The 17675-nt window shown below is 40.4% G+C and carries 12 protein-coding genes, 1 tRNA gene and 2 pseudogenes; all 15 read left to right on the top strand.

Going from position 1 to position 17675, the window contains the following annotated elements; translation table 11 throughout:
- Window positions 1–105 precede the first annotated feature (105 nt).
- The 15 genes and pseudogenes from P4S71_RS21375 (at window position 106) to P4S71_RS21305 (ending at window position 17669) form a co-directional block, all read left to right on the top strand.
- Window positions 106–182: transfer RNA gene (locus P4S71_RS21375), tRNA-Met, on the top strand.
- A 280-nt stretch (window positions 183–462) separates the two neighbouring features.
- On the top strand, window positions 463–918 hold the full coding sequence (gene rimP, locus P4S71_RS21370) for a ribosome maturation factor RimP (RefSeq protein WP_007378505.1): 456 nt from the start codon (window positions 463–465) through the stop codon (window positions 916–918).
- A gap of 39 nt (window positions 919–957) precedes the next feature.
- A complete protein-coding gene (gene nusA / locus P4S71_RS21365; protein WP_007378504.1) occupies window positions 958–2457 on the top strand; it encodes a transcription termination factor NusA in 1500 nt (499 codons plus the stop codon).
- Window positions 2458–2482: 25 nt separating this feature from the next.
- Window positions 2483–5143: a translation initiation factor IF-2 gene (infB, locus tag P4S71_RS21360; protein ID WP_007378503.1), complete on the top strand. Its 2661-nt coding sequence runs from the start codon at window positions 2483–2485 to the stop codon at window positions 5141–5143.
- Between the two features lie 157 nt (window positions 5144–5300).
- Window positions 5301–5786 (top strand): 30S ribosome-binding factor RbfA, encoded by a 486-nt coding sequence (gene rbfA, locus P4S71_RS21355; protein WP_007378502.1) that lies wholly within the window; start codon window positions 5301–5303, stop codon window positions 5784–5786.
- A complete protein-coding gene (truB, locus tag P4S71_RS21350) occupies window positions 5770–6729 on the top strand; it encodes a tRNA pseudouridine(55) synthase TruB (protein WP_337151470.1) in 960 nt (319 codons plus the stop codon). Before rbfA ends, truB begins: the two co-directional genes overlap by 17 nt.
- A 153-nt stretch (window positions 6730–6882) precedes the next feature.
- Window positions 6883–7152 carry a 30S ribosomal protein S15 gene (gene rpsO, locus P4S71_RS21345; protein WP_002958490.1) on the top strand — a complete coding sequence of 90 codons (270 nt, stop codon included), beginning with the start codon at window positions 6883–6885 and terminating at the stop codon, window positions 7150–7152.
- Window positions 7153–7547: 395 nt separating this feature from the next.
- The gene (gene pnp / locus P4S71_RS21340; protein ID WP_008134625.1) at window positions 7548–9674 is read left to right on the top strand and encodes a polyribonucleotide nucleotidyltransferase; all 2127 of its coding nucleotides are present in this window, start codon (window positions 7548–7550) and stop codon (window positions 9672–9674) included.
- Between the two features lie 281 nt (window positions 9675–9955).
- Window positions 9956–10834, top strand: coding sequence for a lipoprotein NlpI (gene nlpI / locus P4S71_RS21335; RefSeq protein ID WP_337151469.1), 879 nt, complete (start codon window positions 9956–9958; stop codon window positions 10832–10834).
- Window positions 10835–10844: 10 nt separating this feature from the next.
- Window positions 10845–11995 (top strand): annotated as a pseudogene (locus P4S71_RS21330) (hypothetical protein).
- Between the two features lie 216 nt (window positions 11996–12211).
- A pseudogene (locus P4S71_RS21325) lies at window positions 12212–15003 on the top strand (monovalent cation/H+ antiporter subunit A).
- Window positions 15003–15356 carry a Na+/H+ antiporter subunit C gene (locus P4S71_RS21320; protein WP_010554685.1) on the top strand — a complete coding sequence of 118 codons (354 nt, stop codon included), beginning with the start codon at window positions 15003–15005 and terminating at the stop codon, window positions 15354–15356. Before P4S71_RS21325 ends, P4S71_RS21320 begins: the two are co-directional and overlap by 1 nt.
- Complete coding sequence (locus P4S71_RS21315; RefSeq protein ID WP_337151468.1) at window positions 15353–16870, top strand: monovalent cation/H+ antiporter subunit D; 1518 nt, start codon at window positions 15353–15355, stop codon at window positions 16868–16870. Before P4S71_RS21320 ends, P4S71_RS21315 begins: the two co-directional genes overlap by 4 nt.
- Window positions 16870–17406: a Na+/H+ antiporter subunit E gene (locus P4S71_RS21310; RefSeq protein ID WP_002958499.1), complete on the top strand. Its 537-nt coding sequence runs from the start codon at window positions 16870–16872 to the stop codon at window positions 17404–17406. The genes P4S71_RS21315 and P4S71_RS21310 overlap by 1 nt, the downstream gene beginning before the upstream one ends.
- Window positions 17400–17669 (top strand): K+/H+ antiporter subunit F, encoded by a 270-nt coding sequence (locus P4S71_RS21305; protein ID WP_007378493.1) that lies wholly within the window; start codon window positions 17400–17402, stop codon window positions 17667–17669. Before P4S71_RS21310 ends, P4S71_RS21305 begins: the two co-directional genes overlap by 7 nt.
- Window positions 17670–17675: the final 6 nt, after the last annotated feature.

Here is a 17675-nt window from a genome sequence, read left to right as displayed (position 1 = left end):
ATTATGGTTGCTAATTATCCCGCACATCCTTATAATAGCCGCCATTGTTTAGTGTGTTGTATAACCGCTAACAGCGATATTAAATTAAGGTTTAATATCTATTGGCGCGGGATGGAGCAGTCTGGTAGCTCGTCGGGCTCATAACCCGAAGGTCGTCGGTTCAAATCCGGCTCCCGCAACCAATTCTACTAATAAGTGTAAGCTTATTAATTTATATCGCGCATTCTAAGTAATGCGCGTTTTGCGTTTAGGCTAATGTAGTTTAATTTGGTCAGTTACTGACTCGCAACCAAGCTCGGCCCTCGGCCACACAGTTTTATGCTTTATTGGTGTGACGCCCCGCTTGGTTCGGGGCGTTGTTGTATCTGCACCTTTCGATTTATGGCTTTTGTCATCAAATCAAAACTTAAACTCAGTATTTTAGGGCTATAAGCCCTTTTTTTGTTTGTATGGAGGATTTTCGTGACAAAACTTGAACAAGATTTAGTAACCATGTTATCGCCAGCGGTAGAAATGTTAGGCTTTGAATTACATGGTCTTGAGTTTGTACAAGCGGGTCGCCATTCTACCTTAAGAGTGTATATTGCTCATGAGGATGGGATCTCAGTTGATAACTGTGCGGATGCAAGTCGCCAAATTAGTGCGATTTTAGACGTCGAAGACCCAATTACAAATGAATATGATTTGGAAGTATCGTCTCCTGGTGTTGATCGTCTATTATTCAAACAAGATCATTACGAGCAGGCGCAAGGAGAGGAAGTACGCGTGCGTACTAAACTTCCACAGGATGGTCGCCGTAATTTTAAGGGCGACTTAGTAGCAGTTAGCAGCGATATGATCACACTATCTAGTGATGGTGCAGAGCATCTAATCATGCTTAGTAACATCGAACGTGCGAATTTAATCGCTAAGTTTTAAATTCGAGTGCGAAGGAATAGGGCAAGCGAGGCATTACCCATGGCAAAAGAGATATTATTGGTTGCTGAAGCCGTTTCCAATGAGAAAGCGGTTCCAAAAGAAAAGATTTTTGAAGCTTTAGAGTTCGCATTAGCGACAGCGACAAAGAAAAAGCATGATGGCGAAATTGAAGTACGTGTAGCAATTGACCGTAAGACCGGCGATTACGATACGTTCCGTCGTTGGCAGATTGCAGCAGTATTAGAAGATGGTTCTTTAGAGAACCCATACAGCGAAATTACGTTAGAAGCTGCGCAGGTTGAAGAACCTGATTTGCAGATGGGCGATTACGTTGAAGAGCAAATAGATTCAATTAAATTTGACCGTATAACTACGCAAATGGCTAAGCAAGTAATCGTACAAAAAGTACGTGAAGCTGAGCGTGCTTTAGTAGTCGATGCATACAAAGATCAAGTTGGTGAGTTAGTAACCGGTGTTGTTAAAAAAGCAACACGTGATTCTATCGTTCTTGATTTAGGCAATAACGCTGAAGCTGTTATCTACCGTGATGATATGCTTCCACGTGAAAACTTCCGCCCGGGTGACCGTATCCGTGGCCTTTTATACGAAGTTAAGCCTGAAGCTCGCGGCGCACAATTATTTGTAACGCGTTCTAAGCCTGAAATGCTAATGGAGCTATTCCGCATTGAGGTGCCAGAAATTGGCGAAGAAATGATTGAGTTACGTGCAGCTGCGCGTGATCCAGGTTCTCGCGCTAAAATTGCAGTTAAATCTAACGACAAACGCATTGACCCAATTGGTGCATGTGTTGGTATGCGTGGCGCACGTGTTCAGGCTGTATCGTCAGAACTTGGCGGCGAGCGTGTTGATATCGTTCTTTATGACGATAATCCAGCGCAGTTTGTTATTAATGCAATGTCACCTGCAGAAGTTGCTTCAATCGTAATGGATGAAGACACTCACTCAATGGATATTGCAGTTGATGCAGATAACCTAGCACAAGCGATTGGTCGTAATGGTCAAAATGTTCGTTTAGCAAGCCAACTAACAGGTTGGGAACTAAACGTAATGACTGTTGAAGACATGCGTACTAAAAATGAAGCTGAATCAGATAAGTTGCTTAACTTATTCACTGAAAATTTAGAAATTGATGATGAGTTTGCATCATTACTTATAAATGAAGGTTTCTCGACACTTGAAGAAGTAGCGTACGTACCAGCATCTGAATTTTTAGAAATTGATGGCTTAGACGAAGAAACAGTTGATCTGCTGCGCTCACGTGCAAAAGATGCATTAACAACTAAAGCACTTAAAACGGAAGAAAGCTTAGAAGGCGCAGAGCCGGCTGAAGACTTACTTGCGCTTGAAGGCTTAGAGCGTCACTTAGCATTTGTTATGGCAAGCAAGGGTGTTGTTACACTTGAAGACTTGGCAGAGCAAGGTATTGACGAATTAGTTGATATTACAGAACTTTCATCTGAAAAAGCGGGTGAACTAATTATGGCTGCACGAAACATTTGTTGGTTTGCAGACGAGTAATTTATTAACGGAGGTATTACACACTATGGCAGAAGTAAATGTTGAAAAACTAGCCGGCGATATAGGTACAACTGTTGATAAATTGCTACAGCAGTTTTCACAAGCAGGTATCACTAAGCAAGCAACTGATAATGTAACAGAAGCTGAAAAAGCAACGTTACTTGATCATTTAAGCAAGCATCATGGCGGTACAGGTTCAGATGGTCCAGCGCGTATGACTTTACAACGTAAGAGCAAAAGCACATTAAGTGTGACTGGCTCTACGGGTAAAGCTAAAGCTGTTCAAGTTGAAGTTCGCAAAACACGTACGTACGTGAAAAAAAGCGCAATGGAACAAGAACAAGAGCAAGCACGCCTAGCCGCTGAAGAAAAAGTACGTCTTGAAGAGCAGCAAAAAGCTGAGCAAGAAGCCGCAGAATTAAAAGCGAAACAAGAGGCAGAGCGCAAAGCGAAAGAAGACGCTGACCGTAAAGCCAAAGAAGAAGCTAAACGCAAAGCCGATGCAGAGCGTAAAGCGAAACAAAAGCAGATGACCCCAGAGCAAAGTGCTAAGTCTGAGAAAGATCGCATAGAAGCTGAGCGTCTGCAAAAAGAAGCAGAAGAGGCCGCATTGAAGAAAGCTGAAGAAGAAGCGAAACGTCAAGCAGAAGAAGCAAGAAAGCTAGCTGAAGAAAACTCGGCACGCTGGAAGAAAGAAGAAGAAGAGCGTAAGAAACGCGAAGAAACAGCGGATCACCATCTTACGACTTCTACTTACGCACGTGAAGCAGAAGATGTTGCCGATGCTCGTGATGAGCAAGGTACACGCCGTGCTAAGAAAAAGAAAAAAGCGCCAGCAAAAGATAAATTTGCAGCGTCAAGAGGCCGTAACAAGTCTAAGTTAAAAGCACCAGCATCGCTGCAGCATGGTTTCCAAAAACCAACTGTTGATGTTAAAAATGAAGTGCGTATTAGCGAAACAATTACAGTAGCTGAGCTTGCATCACGCATGGCTGTTAAAGGCGCTGAAGTTGTAAAAACAATGATGAAAATGGGTGACATGGTTACCATTAACCAAGTGATTGACCAAGAAGCTGCACAATTAGTTGCAGAAGAAATGGGTCACAAGGTTATCATTGTTAAAGAAAACGAATTAGAGCAAACAGTACTTAATGACCGCCATGAAGATGGTAAGTCAGAGCCACGTGCTCCAGTAGTAACTGTTATGGGTCACGTTGACCACGGTAAAACATCGACTCTTGATTATATTCGCTCTGCAAAAGTTGCTTCAGGCGAAGCCGGTGGTATTACACAGCATATTGGTGCATACCATGTTGATGTAAACGGCAATATGATCACGTTCCTAGATACACCAGGACATGCTGCATTTACATCAATGCGTGCTCGTGGTGCTAAAGCGACAGATATCGTAATCCTAGTGGTTGCAGCAGATGATGGCGTTATGCCACAGACTAAAGAAGCGGTACAGCACGCACGTGCAGCTGGCGTTCCTTTAATCATTGCTGTAAACAAAATGGATAAAGAAGGCGCAGATCCAGATCGCGTTAAAAACGAACTAGCTGTACTTGACGTTATTCCAGAAGAGTGGGGCGGCGATACGCAGTATGTTCATATCTCAGCTAAAACTGGTTTAGGTATTGACGACCTTCTTGAAGCTGTGCTTATGCAATCTGAGCTTTTAGAATTAACTGCACCTACTGAAGGTATGGCTGCAGGTGTTGTTATTGAATCTCGTCTTGATAAAGGCCGTGGTCCAGTAGCATCAGTACTTGTTCAATCTGGTACGCTTAACCAAGGTGACATTGTATTATGTGGTCTTGAGTATGGCCGTGTTCGTGCAATGCGCGATGAAAACGGTAAAGACATTAAATCTGCTGGTCCATCTATTCCAGTTGAGATTTTAGGTCTTTCTGGTATTCCAGCTGCGGGCGACGAAGCGACTGTTGTTAAAGATGAGCGTAAAGCGCGTGAAGTTGCTTTATACCGTCAAGGTAAGTTCCGCGATGTTAAGCTAGCACGTCAGCAAAAAGCTAAGCTTGAAAACATGTTTACTAACATGACTGAAGGCGATGTTTCTGAAGTTAACGTGGTACTTAAAGCAGACGTTCAAGGTTCTATCGAGGCAATCTCTGATTCACTAACTAAACTTTCTACTGATGAAGTAAAAGTGAAGATTGTTGGTTCAGGTGTTGGTGGTATTACTGAGACCGATGCAACCCTAGCTGCAGCGTCTAACGCAATTGTAGTTGGCTTTAACGTTCGTGCTGATGCTTCTGCTCGTAAAGTGATTGATACTGAAAACTTAGACCTTCGTTATTACAGCGTAATTTATGCCTTAATCGAAGAAGTTAAGCAAGCCATGTCAGGTATGCTAGCGCCAGAGTTTAAACAAGAAATCATTGGTCTTGCTCAAGTTCGTGACGTATTTAAGTCTCCAAAAATTGGCGCAATTGCTGGTTGTATGGTTACTGAAGGTGTTATCAAACGTAGCGCTCCAATCCGTGTACTACGTGAAAACGTGGTTATCTATGAAGGTGAGCTTGAGTCACTTCGTCGCTTTAAAGACGATGTTGCTGATGTTCGTAACGGCATGGAATGTGGTATCGGCGTTAAGAACTACAATGACGTACGTGTTGGTGACCAAATCGAAGTATTTGAAACAGTTGAAGTACAACGTACTCTATAATTGTTACTAGGGTGTATTGAACGCTTAAGGTTAACGCCCGGGCGTTCTACACGCTCTACGCTAAGATTTTAAATGGGGCTTAGCCCCCATTTGCATATCCATTATTTAGTTAACTTATTATTTAATTTCAATAAGTTATTATTTTAGGACAAGTATAATGAGAGAATTTTCTCGCACTGATCGTGTTGCACAGCAAATCCAAAAAGAAATTGCTGTAATTTTACAACGCGAAATTAAAGATCCACGCTTAGGTATGGTGACAGTGTCAGCGGTAGAAGTATCGCGCGATTTATCTTATGCCAAAATTTTCATTACTGTGTTTAACACACAAGATGAAGATGCAGCAAAGCAAAGCGCAAAAGTACTAAATGAAGCAACGGGTTATATTCGCTCGTTACTTGGTAAGCGTATTCGTGCACGTATAATGCCTGAGTTAAAGTTTGTTGTTGATAACTCATTAATGGAAGGTATGCGTATTTCTAATTTAGTGGATTCTATTATCCGCGAAGACAACGCAAAGCATGTTGATGAAGACGTAGAAAGTGTTGATGCTGATGAAGTTTTAGATAGCGAAGAAAGTACTGAGCACGTAGACGATACAGATAGCGAAGAAGGCACTGATACAGATGGCAAAGCGCAGTAAAGGCCGTGCAGTTGACGGTATTTTGTTGTTAAACAAACCGCAAGGCATTTCATCAAATAAAGCATTACAGCAAGCAAAAGGTGTTTATTTTGCGCAAAAAGCTGGGCACACCGGTGCTTTAGATCCACTTGCTACAGGTATGCTGCCAATTTGTTTTGGTGAAGCGACTAAGTTTACGCAGTTTTTACTCGATACAGATAAAACCTATATCGTTCGTGCACAACTGGGTGAGCGTACAACAACATCAGATTCTGATGGCGAAATTGTTAGCACTAAAGATGTGAACGTAACGCGTGAACTGCTAACAAAAGAAATTGCTGCTTTTGTTGGTGAGTCTGATCAATATCCGTCAATGTACTCGGCACTTAAGTATCAAGGTAGACCGTTATATAAGTACGCTCGCGAAGGTATTGAAGTACCTCGCAAATGCAGAAAAATAAACGTGTTTAGCTTATCGTTTGACGAATTTGATGAACAAAGCAACGTATTACAAATGACGGCTCATGTATCTAAAGGGACGTACATTCGTACAATCGTTGACGATTTAGGCGAAAACCTAGGCTGCGGTGCACACGTTATTATGCTCCACAGAACCGCTGTTGGTCAGTATCCGGCAGATAAAATGGTATCGCTTGATGAAATTGAAGCATTACTTGCTAAAGCGAAAGAAGAAGAGCTTGCGCCTTCGACTTATTTAGACTCGTTGTTATTACCTATAGACACTGCTTTAACTGATTTACCCGTTGTTGAAATCACAAAAGAACAAGGGGGAATTTTTAGTCACGGGCAAGCTGTAGAATTACCAATCGCTTTACCTGATGGTGCAATTAAAGTTGTTGCGGATAATATATTTATTGGTACTGGTGAGCGCAACTCAAATGGACATTTAAAGGTTAAACGTGGTCTTGCTAGCCAGCAAGATGATTACGTAAAGCCGGAATAAGCAACTAATGTGCCCAGTAGTGGCTTATTAGTTGTAGATGGGGATAATTAACTTGTAGTTATTCCCACAGTTGGTAGAATACGCCCGCTTAATCGTTTTGGCTGAATTAGTGATCGGCTAAGACACCTTTTAAATTTAATTTTTGGAGTTACTATGTCACTAAGCAATCAAGAAAAAATCGATATCATTGCTAAATTTGCACGTGCAGAAGGCGATACAGGTTCATCAGAAGTACAAGTAGCATTACTTACTTATGATATCAACAAGCTTCAAGGTCACTTTGCTGATCACAAGCATGACTTCCACTCACGTCGTGGTCTGCTTCGTAAAGTAAGCACTCGCCGTAAACTACTTGATTACCTTAAAGGTAAAGATATCACTAGTTATACTGCACTAATCAAAGAACTTGGCCTACGTCGCTAAGAACTAGATTATAGAAAAAGGGGCTTTTTAGCTCCTTTTTTTGTGCCTGAAATTTGTGTTTTTAAATTAAGAAAATTCTTAAACCTATTGAATTGCAATATAAAACCCCCATTTCATAGCTTACCAAGAGCTATTGTATTTAACCGCTAAATAAGCCCAACTGAAATCGAGTAGTTAGATTGAACAAATTTCAATCCGCAAAGAACAACACACCCTAGACTCGCATTTTGAAGTAGCTTTGGTATATACTATGCGCGTAGATAAAAAGGTTTATCTACGCTTATCCACATCATTGCCAATTGTAGTACTTAATTGATTTCCAACTGAATACAATTATGTACTGTAATTGGTACTTTGATGACAACTTATTAGAATACATTTAAGGAATATTTTAAGTGCAAGCAATTATTAAAGAATTTCAACTAGGTCAACACACAGTGACACTAGAAACTGGTGCAATCGCTCGTCAAGCAGACGGCGCAGTACTAGTAAGCATTGGCGATACTTCAGTTTTAGTAACTGTTGTAGGTAAGCGTGAAGCACAACCAGGTCAAGACTTTTTCCCATTAACGGTAAACTACCAAGAGCGTATGTACGCTGCTGGTCGTATCCCAGGTGGTTTCTTAAAGCGTGAAGGTCGTCCTAACGATGGCGAAACACTTATTGCACGTCTTATTGACCGTCCAATTCGTCCACTTTTCCCAAGCGGTTTTGTAAACGAAGTACAAGTTATTGCAACTGTTGTTTCTGTTAACCCTGAAATCCAACCAGATATGGTTGCGATGATTGGTACTTCAGCAGCACTTGCTATCTCTGGTATCCCGTTCAGTGGCCCAATTGGTGCAGCTCGCGTTGGTTACATCAATGGCGAATACGTACTTAACCCTACATTAAAAGAGCTTGAAGAAAGCCAACTTGATTTAGTGGTAGCCGGTACTGATAAAGCGGTACTTATGGTTGAGTCAGAAGCTAATGTACTTGCTGAAGACGTAATGCTTGGTGCTGTTGTATACGGTCATGAGCAATCTCAAGCGATCATCACTGCAATCGAAGAATTTAAAGCGCAAGCAGGCAAGCCTACTTGGGATTGGACTGCACCTGAGAAAAATGTTGCACTTGAAGATAAAGTAGCAACTATCGCTGCTGATAAAGTAGGCGCAGCTTACTTAATCACTGATAAAGTAGCGCGTAAAGAAGCACTTGGCGAAGCGAAGGATGAAGTTGTTGCAGTATTAACAGCTGAACTTGCTGAAGGCGAGTCTTTAGACAAGCAAGAAATTGGCAAAATCTTCGGTTCACTTGAGAAGAAAATCGTTCGTGGCCGTATCGCTGCTGGCGAAAAACGTATCGATGGTCGTGAACCAGATATGATTCGTGCACTAGACGTAATGACTGGCGTATTACCGCGTACTCACGGTTCTGCTATCTTTACTCGTGGCGAAACTCAGGCATTAGTAACAGCGACACTTGGTACAGAACGTGATTCACAGTTAATCGACGATTTAACGGGTACTCATAAAAATCACTTTATGCTTAACTATAACTTCCCTCCATTCTGTGTTGGTGAAACTGGTTTTGTTGGTTCTCCTAAGCGTCGTGAAATCGGCCATGGTAACCTTGCTAAGCGTGGTATTTCAGCTGTAATGCCTACACTTACTGAGTTCCCTTACTCAATCCGTGTAGTATCTGAAATTACTGAATCAAACGGTTCTTCTTCAATGGCGTCTGTTTGTGGTACTTCTCTAGCACTTATGAACGCGGGTGTACCAATTAAAGCATCTGTTGCCGGTATTGCGATGGGTCTAGTTAAAGAAGACGATAAATTCGTTGTTCTTTCTGACATTTTAGGTGATGAAGATCACTTAGGTGACATGGACTTTAAAGTTGCCGGTACTGCTGCGGGTATTACTGCACTTCAAATGGATATCAAAATCGAAGGTATCACTCAAGAAATCATGCAAATTGCGCTTAAACAAGCAAAAGCTGCACGTTTGCATATCTTAGAAGTGATGGATGAAGCGATTTCTGCTCCTTCTGAAGAGCTATCAATGTTTGCTCCTCGCATATACACAATGAAAATCCCACAGAAGAAAATCGCTGAAGTTATTGGTAAAGGTGGCGCAACTATTCGTCAGCTTACTGAAGAAACTGGTACAACGATTGAAATCGGTGACGACGGTACAATTAAAATTGCCGCTACTGATGGCGAAAGTGCAGCTAATGCGATTAGCCGTATTGAGCAATTAACAGCTGAACTTGAAGTAGGTACTATCTACGAAGGTAAAGTTGTACGTATCGTAGACTTCGGTGCGTTTGTAAACATTCTTCCTGGTAAAGATGGTCTAGTACATATTTCTCAAATTAGTACTGAGCGCGTTAATAACGTGGCTGATCACCTTTCTGAAGGTCAAGAAGTTAAAGTTAAAGTACTAGAAGTAGATCGCCAAGGCCGTGTACGTCTAAGTATTAAAGAAGCAATGGAATCAGCAGCACCTGCAGCTGACGCGCCAACTGACGCGTAATTGCTAATACTTCATCCAGATATTTACTGGATAATATAAAAGAGGGGCTGTTTAGCCCCTTTTTTTATGCTTTAATGAGGCTAATTAAATTTAAACAAAGATTATTCAAGGGAGCTAAATTACTCATAAATAGTGTTCAAATTTAAAAGTGACAAACTCACAACATAATTTCACCTAATTACTGAGCAGTTTACCTAGAGCAATAATAGTTCATCAATTGCTATGAACCTATTGAGACATCGTCTGTCATATTGCTACCTATCTTGGTATTAAGGATTTTAATGATACTCAAACATTTAGCTTTGGCATCTTTCGCTATTTTGTCTTTAAGCGCTTGCCAAACTACAACAGAATCAGAAGCAACCCCGATTGTTAATGTGCCATTTACTGCACCTTTAGCCTCTGACTTTAGAAGTGAAATTGCTATTGCACGCTACTCAGAGTTATTGAATAGAGCAGATTTAAGCCCTGATCAACAAGCGAAGTTATATTATGACCGTGGTGTGTTATTTGATAGCTTAGGCATGACTACGCTTTCGCGTATTGATTTTAACCGCGCTGTAAAACTTAAGCCTGATTTAGCTGAAGTATATAATTTTTTGGGTATTCAACATACGTTAATGCAACAATATGAAAAAGCTTATGAATTTTTCGATTCGGCCCTTGAGCTTGATGAAGATCATGAATATGCTTATTTAAATCGAGGTATTGCACTTTATTATGGTGATAGGTCTGGTATTGCTAAAACCGATTTTAGTGCATTTTTAGCTCGCTCTCCAAATGACCCTTATCGTGTATTATGGGTTTATTTAGCAGATGCTAAGGTAAATAAGGAGCAAGCTCTTGTTGAACTTAAAACGAATGCAACAGCACTTGACGATTCACAATGGGCGTTTCAACTAATTTCGCTTTTTGCAGGTGATATGAGCGAGCATGCTTTTTTATCTGGCATTAGTGAGGGTGTTAAGTCGGAACAAGAATATGCTCAGCGTTTATGTGAAGCTTATTTTTACTTAGCTAAATTGCATCAGGCTGCTGGTGATAAATACTTAGCCGCTGATTATTTTAGATTAGCTCTAGCAACTAATGTACATGAGTTTATTGAGTATAAATATGCACGTTTAGAACTTGAGTTAATGGCTGGTGACGACGCAAGTTAAGGCATTAAAATTGGCAGGTGTATTACTGTGTAGCCTTTTAATAACAGGCTCTGGTAATCACCTTGACGCGATTGGCTTTTGGCATGTTTTGAACACAAAGGCCAGTGTGTTAAAAGTCTATAGACGCTTCCTAATTATTTTGCGGTTCATTTACCGCAACTACCAGATACCTCCCTTGCTATATTGGCTAGAAATCACATTCCCTCTGCACAATATGCTTATTCAATAAGACTTTTAAATAATAACGACAGTGATACGGCTAAACAATTTTGGTTGGCAGGTATAAATAAATTAAATGCAATTGAGCGTAAAGAGTTAGCTGTTCAGTTATTAGCTCAATCACGTTGGGATGATTTAAAGCTGTTAGCCGATATAAAGCAGTTACCAGAAGGGGATGTTTTTAATCACCTCAGGTTGCATTTATCTATAGCGGAAAATAATATACCGCGTGAATTTATACAAAATTTGGGTTTTTCTTTTTTAGAGGATATTGATGAGCCTAAAAAGCACTGTATGTTTAATGTAATTGTAATGAGCGATCACCGAAATGGTTTATATAAATTAGGTGACTTTATAACTACATACAATCGGCAGCCAGAGCCACGCGAAAATATATTTTGTTTTTCAAAGCCCGTGTATGTTGCGACTGCGCTCAATTGTAAAAGTAATATCAATAATGCTGCGCAATGTGATTGGCAGGCCTCTAGACTTAAAAATGAGCTTCTTAGCAATTATGATTTTTTAGTAATGATGCCAAAGCATGGCACTGCAAATGTCAGTAAAGGCAAAATGCTTATTAACTCACAGGCAAACTACAGTATATTTTTACACGAACTTATGCACTTTAACCGTTTTGAGGATGAGTATACTTTGCCTATATCAAAACAAGCATGGTTGTGCGCACAAAGTGGGTTTGTAGCACCAAATTTATATATTACACATGGTGAACCTGCACCAGAAGGTTGGCATAAAAGTGAAAGTTGTCAACAAGGAGGTATTGCTTATAAACCAAGTGAAAAGTGGTCTATTATGCAGTATCAACAATTAGGGCTCTCAACGCAATACAGGGAACTTTGGTTGAAGTATTTAGATATGACTAAGGGGGACTTCTACCGTCACTCAGATGAGCTTACGTCTATAAATAAGGCTATATTAAATTAACAATCGTCAGCAATGCTATATTGATTTTTTAGCTTGAAAAAATTGTTAGTTTTTGTTTTGAAAACATTCATATAACCCCGCTTTATATAGACAAAATTAGTGTTTTTCAGTATAACTATAACTATTAATGTCGTTAAAAAACAGGCAGTAAAAGCATCACTTAATCCTAAAAGAGTGACGCCCTGATAAACTTATGATTATAAAAGGCCCTACATTATGACTTTGCTCTGGATACCCTTGTTATCCTTAATTGGCAGTGTTATTTCTGCATGCACAGGTAAGTTATCCCGCAATTTAAGCACTAGTTTAACGGCTCTCGCGCCTTTGACGGCTTTGGGGATTACTCTATACCATGCACCTGCAGTTTTAGCGGGCGAAACCATTCGTTATTCATTAGCTTGGATCCCGTCAATAGGACTCGATTTATCTCTGCGGTTAGATGGCCTCAGTTTATTGTTTATGTTTATGATTTTAGGCATAGGCTTGCTCGTTATCCTCTACACGCGTTACTACCTAAGCGCTAACGATTCAATGGCCAAGTTATATAGTTACTTAATGCTATTTATGACTGCAATGCTTGGTATTGTTATGTCTAACAACGTCATTCAACTGTGGTTGTTTTGGGAATTAACCAGCATCAGCTCATTTTTATTAATTAGCTTTTGGTGGCATAAGTCCGAAGCACGCAAGGGCGCGCGCATGGCGCTTGCTGTGACTGGTGCTGGCGGTTTAGCATTACTTGCTGGCTTAATGTTATTGAGTGATATTGTTGGTAGTTATGACTTAGATGTTATTCTAGCGAGTAAAGCAATAATTCAATCTCACGATTTATACGAAGTAGCATTGGTATTGGTGCTATTGGGTGCATTTACTAAATCGGCACAATTTCCATTTCATTTTTGGCTTCCTCATGCAATGGCTGCACCTACGCCAGTGAGCGCGTATTTACATTCTGCAACTATGGTAAAAGCCGGTATATTTTTGTTAGCACGTTTTCACCCTGCTTTAGCCGGCACCGATACGTGGTTCTTGCTCGTTGGGTTAACGGGTTTAGCTACGCTGTTGTTTGGTGCTTATATAGCATTATTCAAACATGACTTAAAAGGCTTGTTAGCCTATTCAACAATAAGCCATTTGGGTTTAATAACGCTGTTACTCGGGCTTGATACTGAGCTTGCAACTGTTGCGGCAATATTCCACATCATTAACCATGCCACGTTTAAAGCGTCGTTATTTATGGCCGTTGGTATTATTGATCACGAAACAGGCACGCGCGATATGCGTAAATTAAATGGTATGTGGCGATACTTACCATACACTGCAACGCTTGCGATGGTCGCGGCGGCTGCAATGGCGGGTGTACCATTACTTAATGGGTTCTTATCTAAAGAAATGTTTTTTGCAGAAACGCTGCATCAGCAAGTACTTGGTTCTATGTCGTGGCTAATACCAGTACTGGCAACTGTTGCAGGCGCATTTGCGGTTGCGTATTCCGCACGCTTTATTCACGATGTGTTTTTTAATGGTGATCCAATTAATTTACCACGAATACCTCATGAACCACCACGTTATATGCGTGTACCAATAGAGATACTCGTTGTCATTTGTTTATTAGTAGGGATGTTTCCGCACTTTGCAATTGATGGCATCTTATCTGCGGCATCCTTAGCTGTATTAGGGCAAAAGATGCCACATTACGAATTAGCTATTTGGCATGGATTTAACTTACCTTTACTTATGAGTGCAATGGCTGTTGTTGGCGGCTTATTTATTTATGTTAATCGTAAATATCTATTTCAATTTCAAGCATCGTTACCACCTCTAAACGCTAAAAAAACGTTTGAACGTGTAATATTAAGCGTTATTGCTTGGTGTCAGTCAAAGGTAAGCAGTACAGAAAATGGATCGCTGCAGCGCTACCTTGTAATTATGTTAGCGGTAGTATTACTGTGTGCAGGTTGGCCATTATTTGAAATGCAACAACTTGCCGGTAGCATGCCACTTACGCCTGTTGATGTGCACAATGCAATTGGTGCAGGCTTATTGATTATTGGTGCTCTTGCCACCGTTATTTGGCATCGCTCTCGAATGGTATCGTTGTTAATGCTCTCAATTGTGGGGTTAATGGTGTCGGTTGTATTTACACGTTTTTCTGCTCCAGATTTAGCGCTTACGCAGCTAACCGTTGAAGTGGTTACTATTATTTTACTTATGCTGGCATTGTTTTTTTGCCCCAACATACGCCAAAAGAATCAAGTTCATTACGTGTACTTCGAGATTTAGCAATAGCCTCTACCTTAGGTGTAGTTATAGCAAGTATTTGTTACGCGTTACTCACACGCCCATTAGATTCAATCTCAGACTTCTTTATTGCTAACGCTAAAATTGGTGGCGGTGGTACTAACGTAGTTAACGTTATTTTGGTCGACTTTAGGGGCTTTGATACGCTTGGAGAAATTACCGTATTAGGCATTGCCGCATTAGGTATATTTAAAGTACTTTCTCGAATTCCATTATTTATGCCTGCAAGTGACAGCGAAGGCCGCCCATGGGCTAAAGAACGTCATCCAATATTATTGGCGAGTATTTCACAAAGTTTATTACCGCTTGCGTTGTTGGTGTCGGCGTATATTTTCTTACGAGGGCATAACTTACCTGGTGGTGGCTTTATTGCAGGACTGGTAACGTCAATCGCGTTTATTTTACAATATATGGCGCATGGTACGGCATGGATAAACGAACGTTTTGATGTTAATTATCGTAAAATCATAGCTTCAGGCATTGGTATTTCACTGTTTACAGGTGTGGGTAGCTGGTTCTTTGATAAGCCATTTTTAACAACTTGGTTTGACTACTTTGATATTCCGTTTGTCGGTAAAACAGAGCTTGCCAGCGCGATTGCATTTGACCTAGGTGTCTACTTAACGGTTGTAGGCGCTACGTTAATGATTTTAGCAAGCTTAGGTAATATGACGGCAGATACCCAGAAAAAAGAGGTAAATATTTAATGGAATTATTGTACGCATCTTGCGTTGGAGTATTGGTCAGTTGCGGTGTGTTTTTACTGCTAAGAGCTCGTACGTTCCCTGTAGTACTTGGGCTTACTATGATTTCATATGCTGTTAACTTATTTTTGTTTTCAGCAGGTCGTCTTACTATTAATAAAGCGGTAGTGCTTGGTACTGGTACAGAATACGCCGATCCTCTACCTCAAGCTTTAGTGCTTACAGCTATTGTTATTGGTTTTGCGATGACCGCATTCGTGGTTATTTTGGCAATACGTGGACGCGCCGATTTAGGTAGCGACCATGTTGATGGTTATGTGCCCAACACCTCTGCAGATAATAAGGAGCAAAAATGATCCAACATTTAGCTTCGCTCCCTATTTTATTACCTATGCTGACGGCTGTTATTTTATTGCTGCCACCATGTGGTAAAAGCGTTAAAATTCGCCGCTTAGTTTCAATTGTAATGGCAATAGCTACTTTTGCCATTAGTGTGCTTTTACTTGTACATGTTAATAATACAGGTATTAACGTTTACGCTATTGGTAATTGGTCTGCACCATTTGGAATAGTCTTAGTAGCCGATATGTTGTCTACCTTATTGGTTACGTTAACTTCATTTTTAGGTTTGGGCGCTATTTTATATGGTAGTGCTGGCGATGATGAAAAAGGCAGCTTTTATCACCCACTTGTTCACTTTTTGATATTAGGTGTAAATGGCGCGTTTTTAACTGGCGATTTATTTAACCTATTTGTATTTTTTGAAGTGCTACTGATTGCATCTTATGCATTGTTAATGCACGCAGGTGATAAACAAAATACTCGCGCGGCATTGCAATATGTAATATTGAATTTAGTTGGCTCAAGCGTATTTTTAATTGGTTTGGGTATTTTGTACGGTGTGCTTGGTACGCTTAATATTGCAGACATGACGCAAAAGGTATCACTACTTACAGGTGATGATGTATATCTAGCAAAAGCAGGCGGCTTACTGCTATTAATAGTATTTGCTTTAAAAGGCGCACTATTACCTCTGCATTTATGGCTTCCAAATACTTACGCAAGTGCTAAACCTGTGGTTGCTGCATTGTTTGCGATTATGACTAAAGTAGGCGTTTACGCTATGCTTCGTGTTTATACGGTGATATTTGGTGAACAAGCCGGAGCGCTTGAACACATGGCGCAGCCTTGGCTTTGGGGCTTAGCAATTGCCACCATTATAGTGGGTGCCATTGGTGTTATGGCAGCGCAAGATTTACGTAAACTAACGGCTAACTTAGTATTAGTATCGGTAGGTACGCTGGTTGCGCTAATAGCATTGCAAAATGTAAATGCCACTGCTGCACTTTTATATTATTTAGTGCATTCAACACTTGTTAGTGCCGCACTATTTTTACTAGCAGACTTAGTTTCAATCCAGCGCGGTAAAGTTGGCGATAGACTAGTAGCAGGTCGCTCTGTAAAACAGCCATTTTTATTAGGTGTGTGCTTTATTATTGCGTCTTTAACGGTAGTTGGTATGCCACCACTGTCAGGCTTTGTAGGTAAAATTTGGATACTTAAAGCGACATTAAACAGTGAGCAAGCTTTACTATTTTGGCCAGTATATTTAGTAACAAGTTTTGCGTTGTTAGTAGCGCTTTCGCGCGCTGGCACAACTTTGTTCTGGGAGCATAGAAGCAAAAATAGCGAAAATGCCGATTGTGCAAGTGCACACCCGTTGCAGGTAACTGTAATTATAGCTTTACTTGCATGTTCGCCATTGCTCGTTATTTTGGGCGGACCAATAAGTGAATATATGCTAAATGCTGCTACTCAGTTACATGATCTAAGCGGCGGTATTAATGCTGTACTTAAAGGAGGCATGTGATGAGATTACAAGCCCGTTTTCGTTGGTTACCAACGCCATTTCGTAGCTTATTTTTGTTTATGGTTTGGTTATTGTTAAACAATAGCGTATCGGTAGGGCACTTAGTATTAGCGACTATTTTTGCGATACTTATCCCTATATTAAGTTTTTCGTTTCGAGACCCTCAGCCACTGATTTTAAAGCCAGGCTTGGCGCTTAAACAGTTACTTATAGTGCTGTACGATATTGTTGTTGCAAATTTACAAGTGGCTTTACTTATACTTGGACCATCAAAAAAATTGCGTCCGGCCTTTATAAAAGTTCCTATAGATTTAACACACGACATGCCAATTACTATATTGGCTAGTTGTGTATCGCTTACACCTGGTACTGTGAGTGCAGAGGTTTATCCAATTGCTGAGTCGTTACCTGAAGGTGAAGAGCCAACGCAACGCTACTTATTAATACATGTGCTTGACCTTAAAGATGAAGAAGCACTTATCAAACAAATAAAACAACGCTACGAAGCTCCACTAAAGGAGATATTTCAATGTTAGATACTGTATTACTCATTGTTTTTTCGATGATTGGCTTATCATTATTGCTTAACTTATGGCGATTGATCATCGGTCCGTCAGTGCCTGACCGTGTTTTAGCGCTCGATACTATGTACATTAACGTCATCGCACTGATTATTTTATACAGCATTAGTATGGATACAGGGCTTTATTTTGAAGCTGCACTGCTTATTGCCATGCTAGGTTTTATAAGTACGGTTGCAGTGTGTAAGTATTTACTACGTGGCGATATAATTGAATAAGGTGAA

This window comes from Pseudoalteromonas sp. B62, from assembly GCF_037162565.1.
Classification (GTDB): domain Bacteria; phylum Pseudomonadota; class Gammaproteobacteria; order Enterobacterales; family Alteromonadaceae; genus Pseudoalteromonas; species Pseudoalteromonas fuliginea.
This window is presented reverse-complemented; position numbering and strand designations above follow the sequence as displayed.

Coding starts and splice junctions, on each gene's coding strand:
- nusA (WP_007378504.1), top strand. CDS start 958: ATGGCAAAAGAGATATTATTGGTTGCTGAAGCCGTTTCCAATGAGAAA.
- infB (WP_007378503.1), top strand. CDS start 2,483: ATGGCAGAAGTAAATGTTGAAAAACTAGCCGGCGATATAGGTACAACT.
- rbfA (WP_007378502.1), top strand. CDS start 5,301: ATGAGAGAATTTTCTCGCACTGATCGTGTTGCACAGCAAATCCAAAAA.
- truB (WP_337151470.1), top strand. CDS start 5,770: ATGGCAAAGCGCAGTAAAGGCCGTGCAGTTGACGGTATTTTGTTGTTA.
- rpsO (WP_002958490.1), top strand. CDS start 6,883: ATGTCACTAAGCAATCAAGAAAAAATCGATATCATTGCTAAATTTGCA.
- nlpI (WP_337151469.1), top strand. CDS start 9,956: ATGATACTCAAACATTTAGCTTTGGCATCTTTCGCTATTTTGTCTTTA.
- P4S71_RS21320 (WP_010554685.1), top strand. CDS start 15,003: ATGGAATTATTGTACGCATCTTGCGTTGGAGTATTGGTCAGTTGCGGT.
- P4S71_RS21315 (WP_337151468.1), top strand. CDS start 15,353: ATGATCCAACATTTAGCTTCGCTCCCTATTTTATTACCTATGCTGACG.
- P4S71_RS21310 (WP_002958499.1), top strand. CDS start 16,870: ATGAGATTACAAGCCCGTTTTCGTTGGTTACCAACGCCATTTCGTAGC.
- P4S71_RS21305 (WP_007378493.1), top strand. CDS start 17,400: ATGTTAGATACTGTATTACTCATTGTTTTTTCGATGATTGGCTTATCA.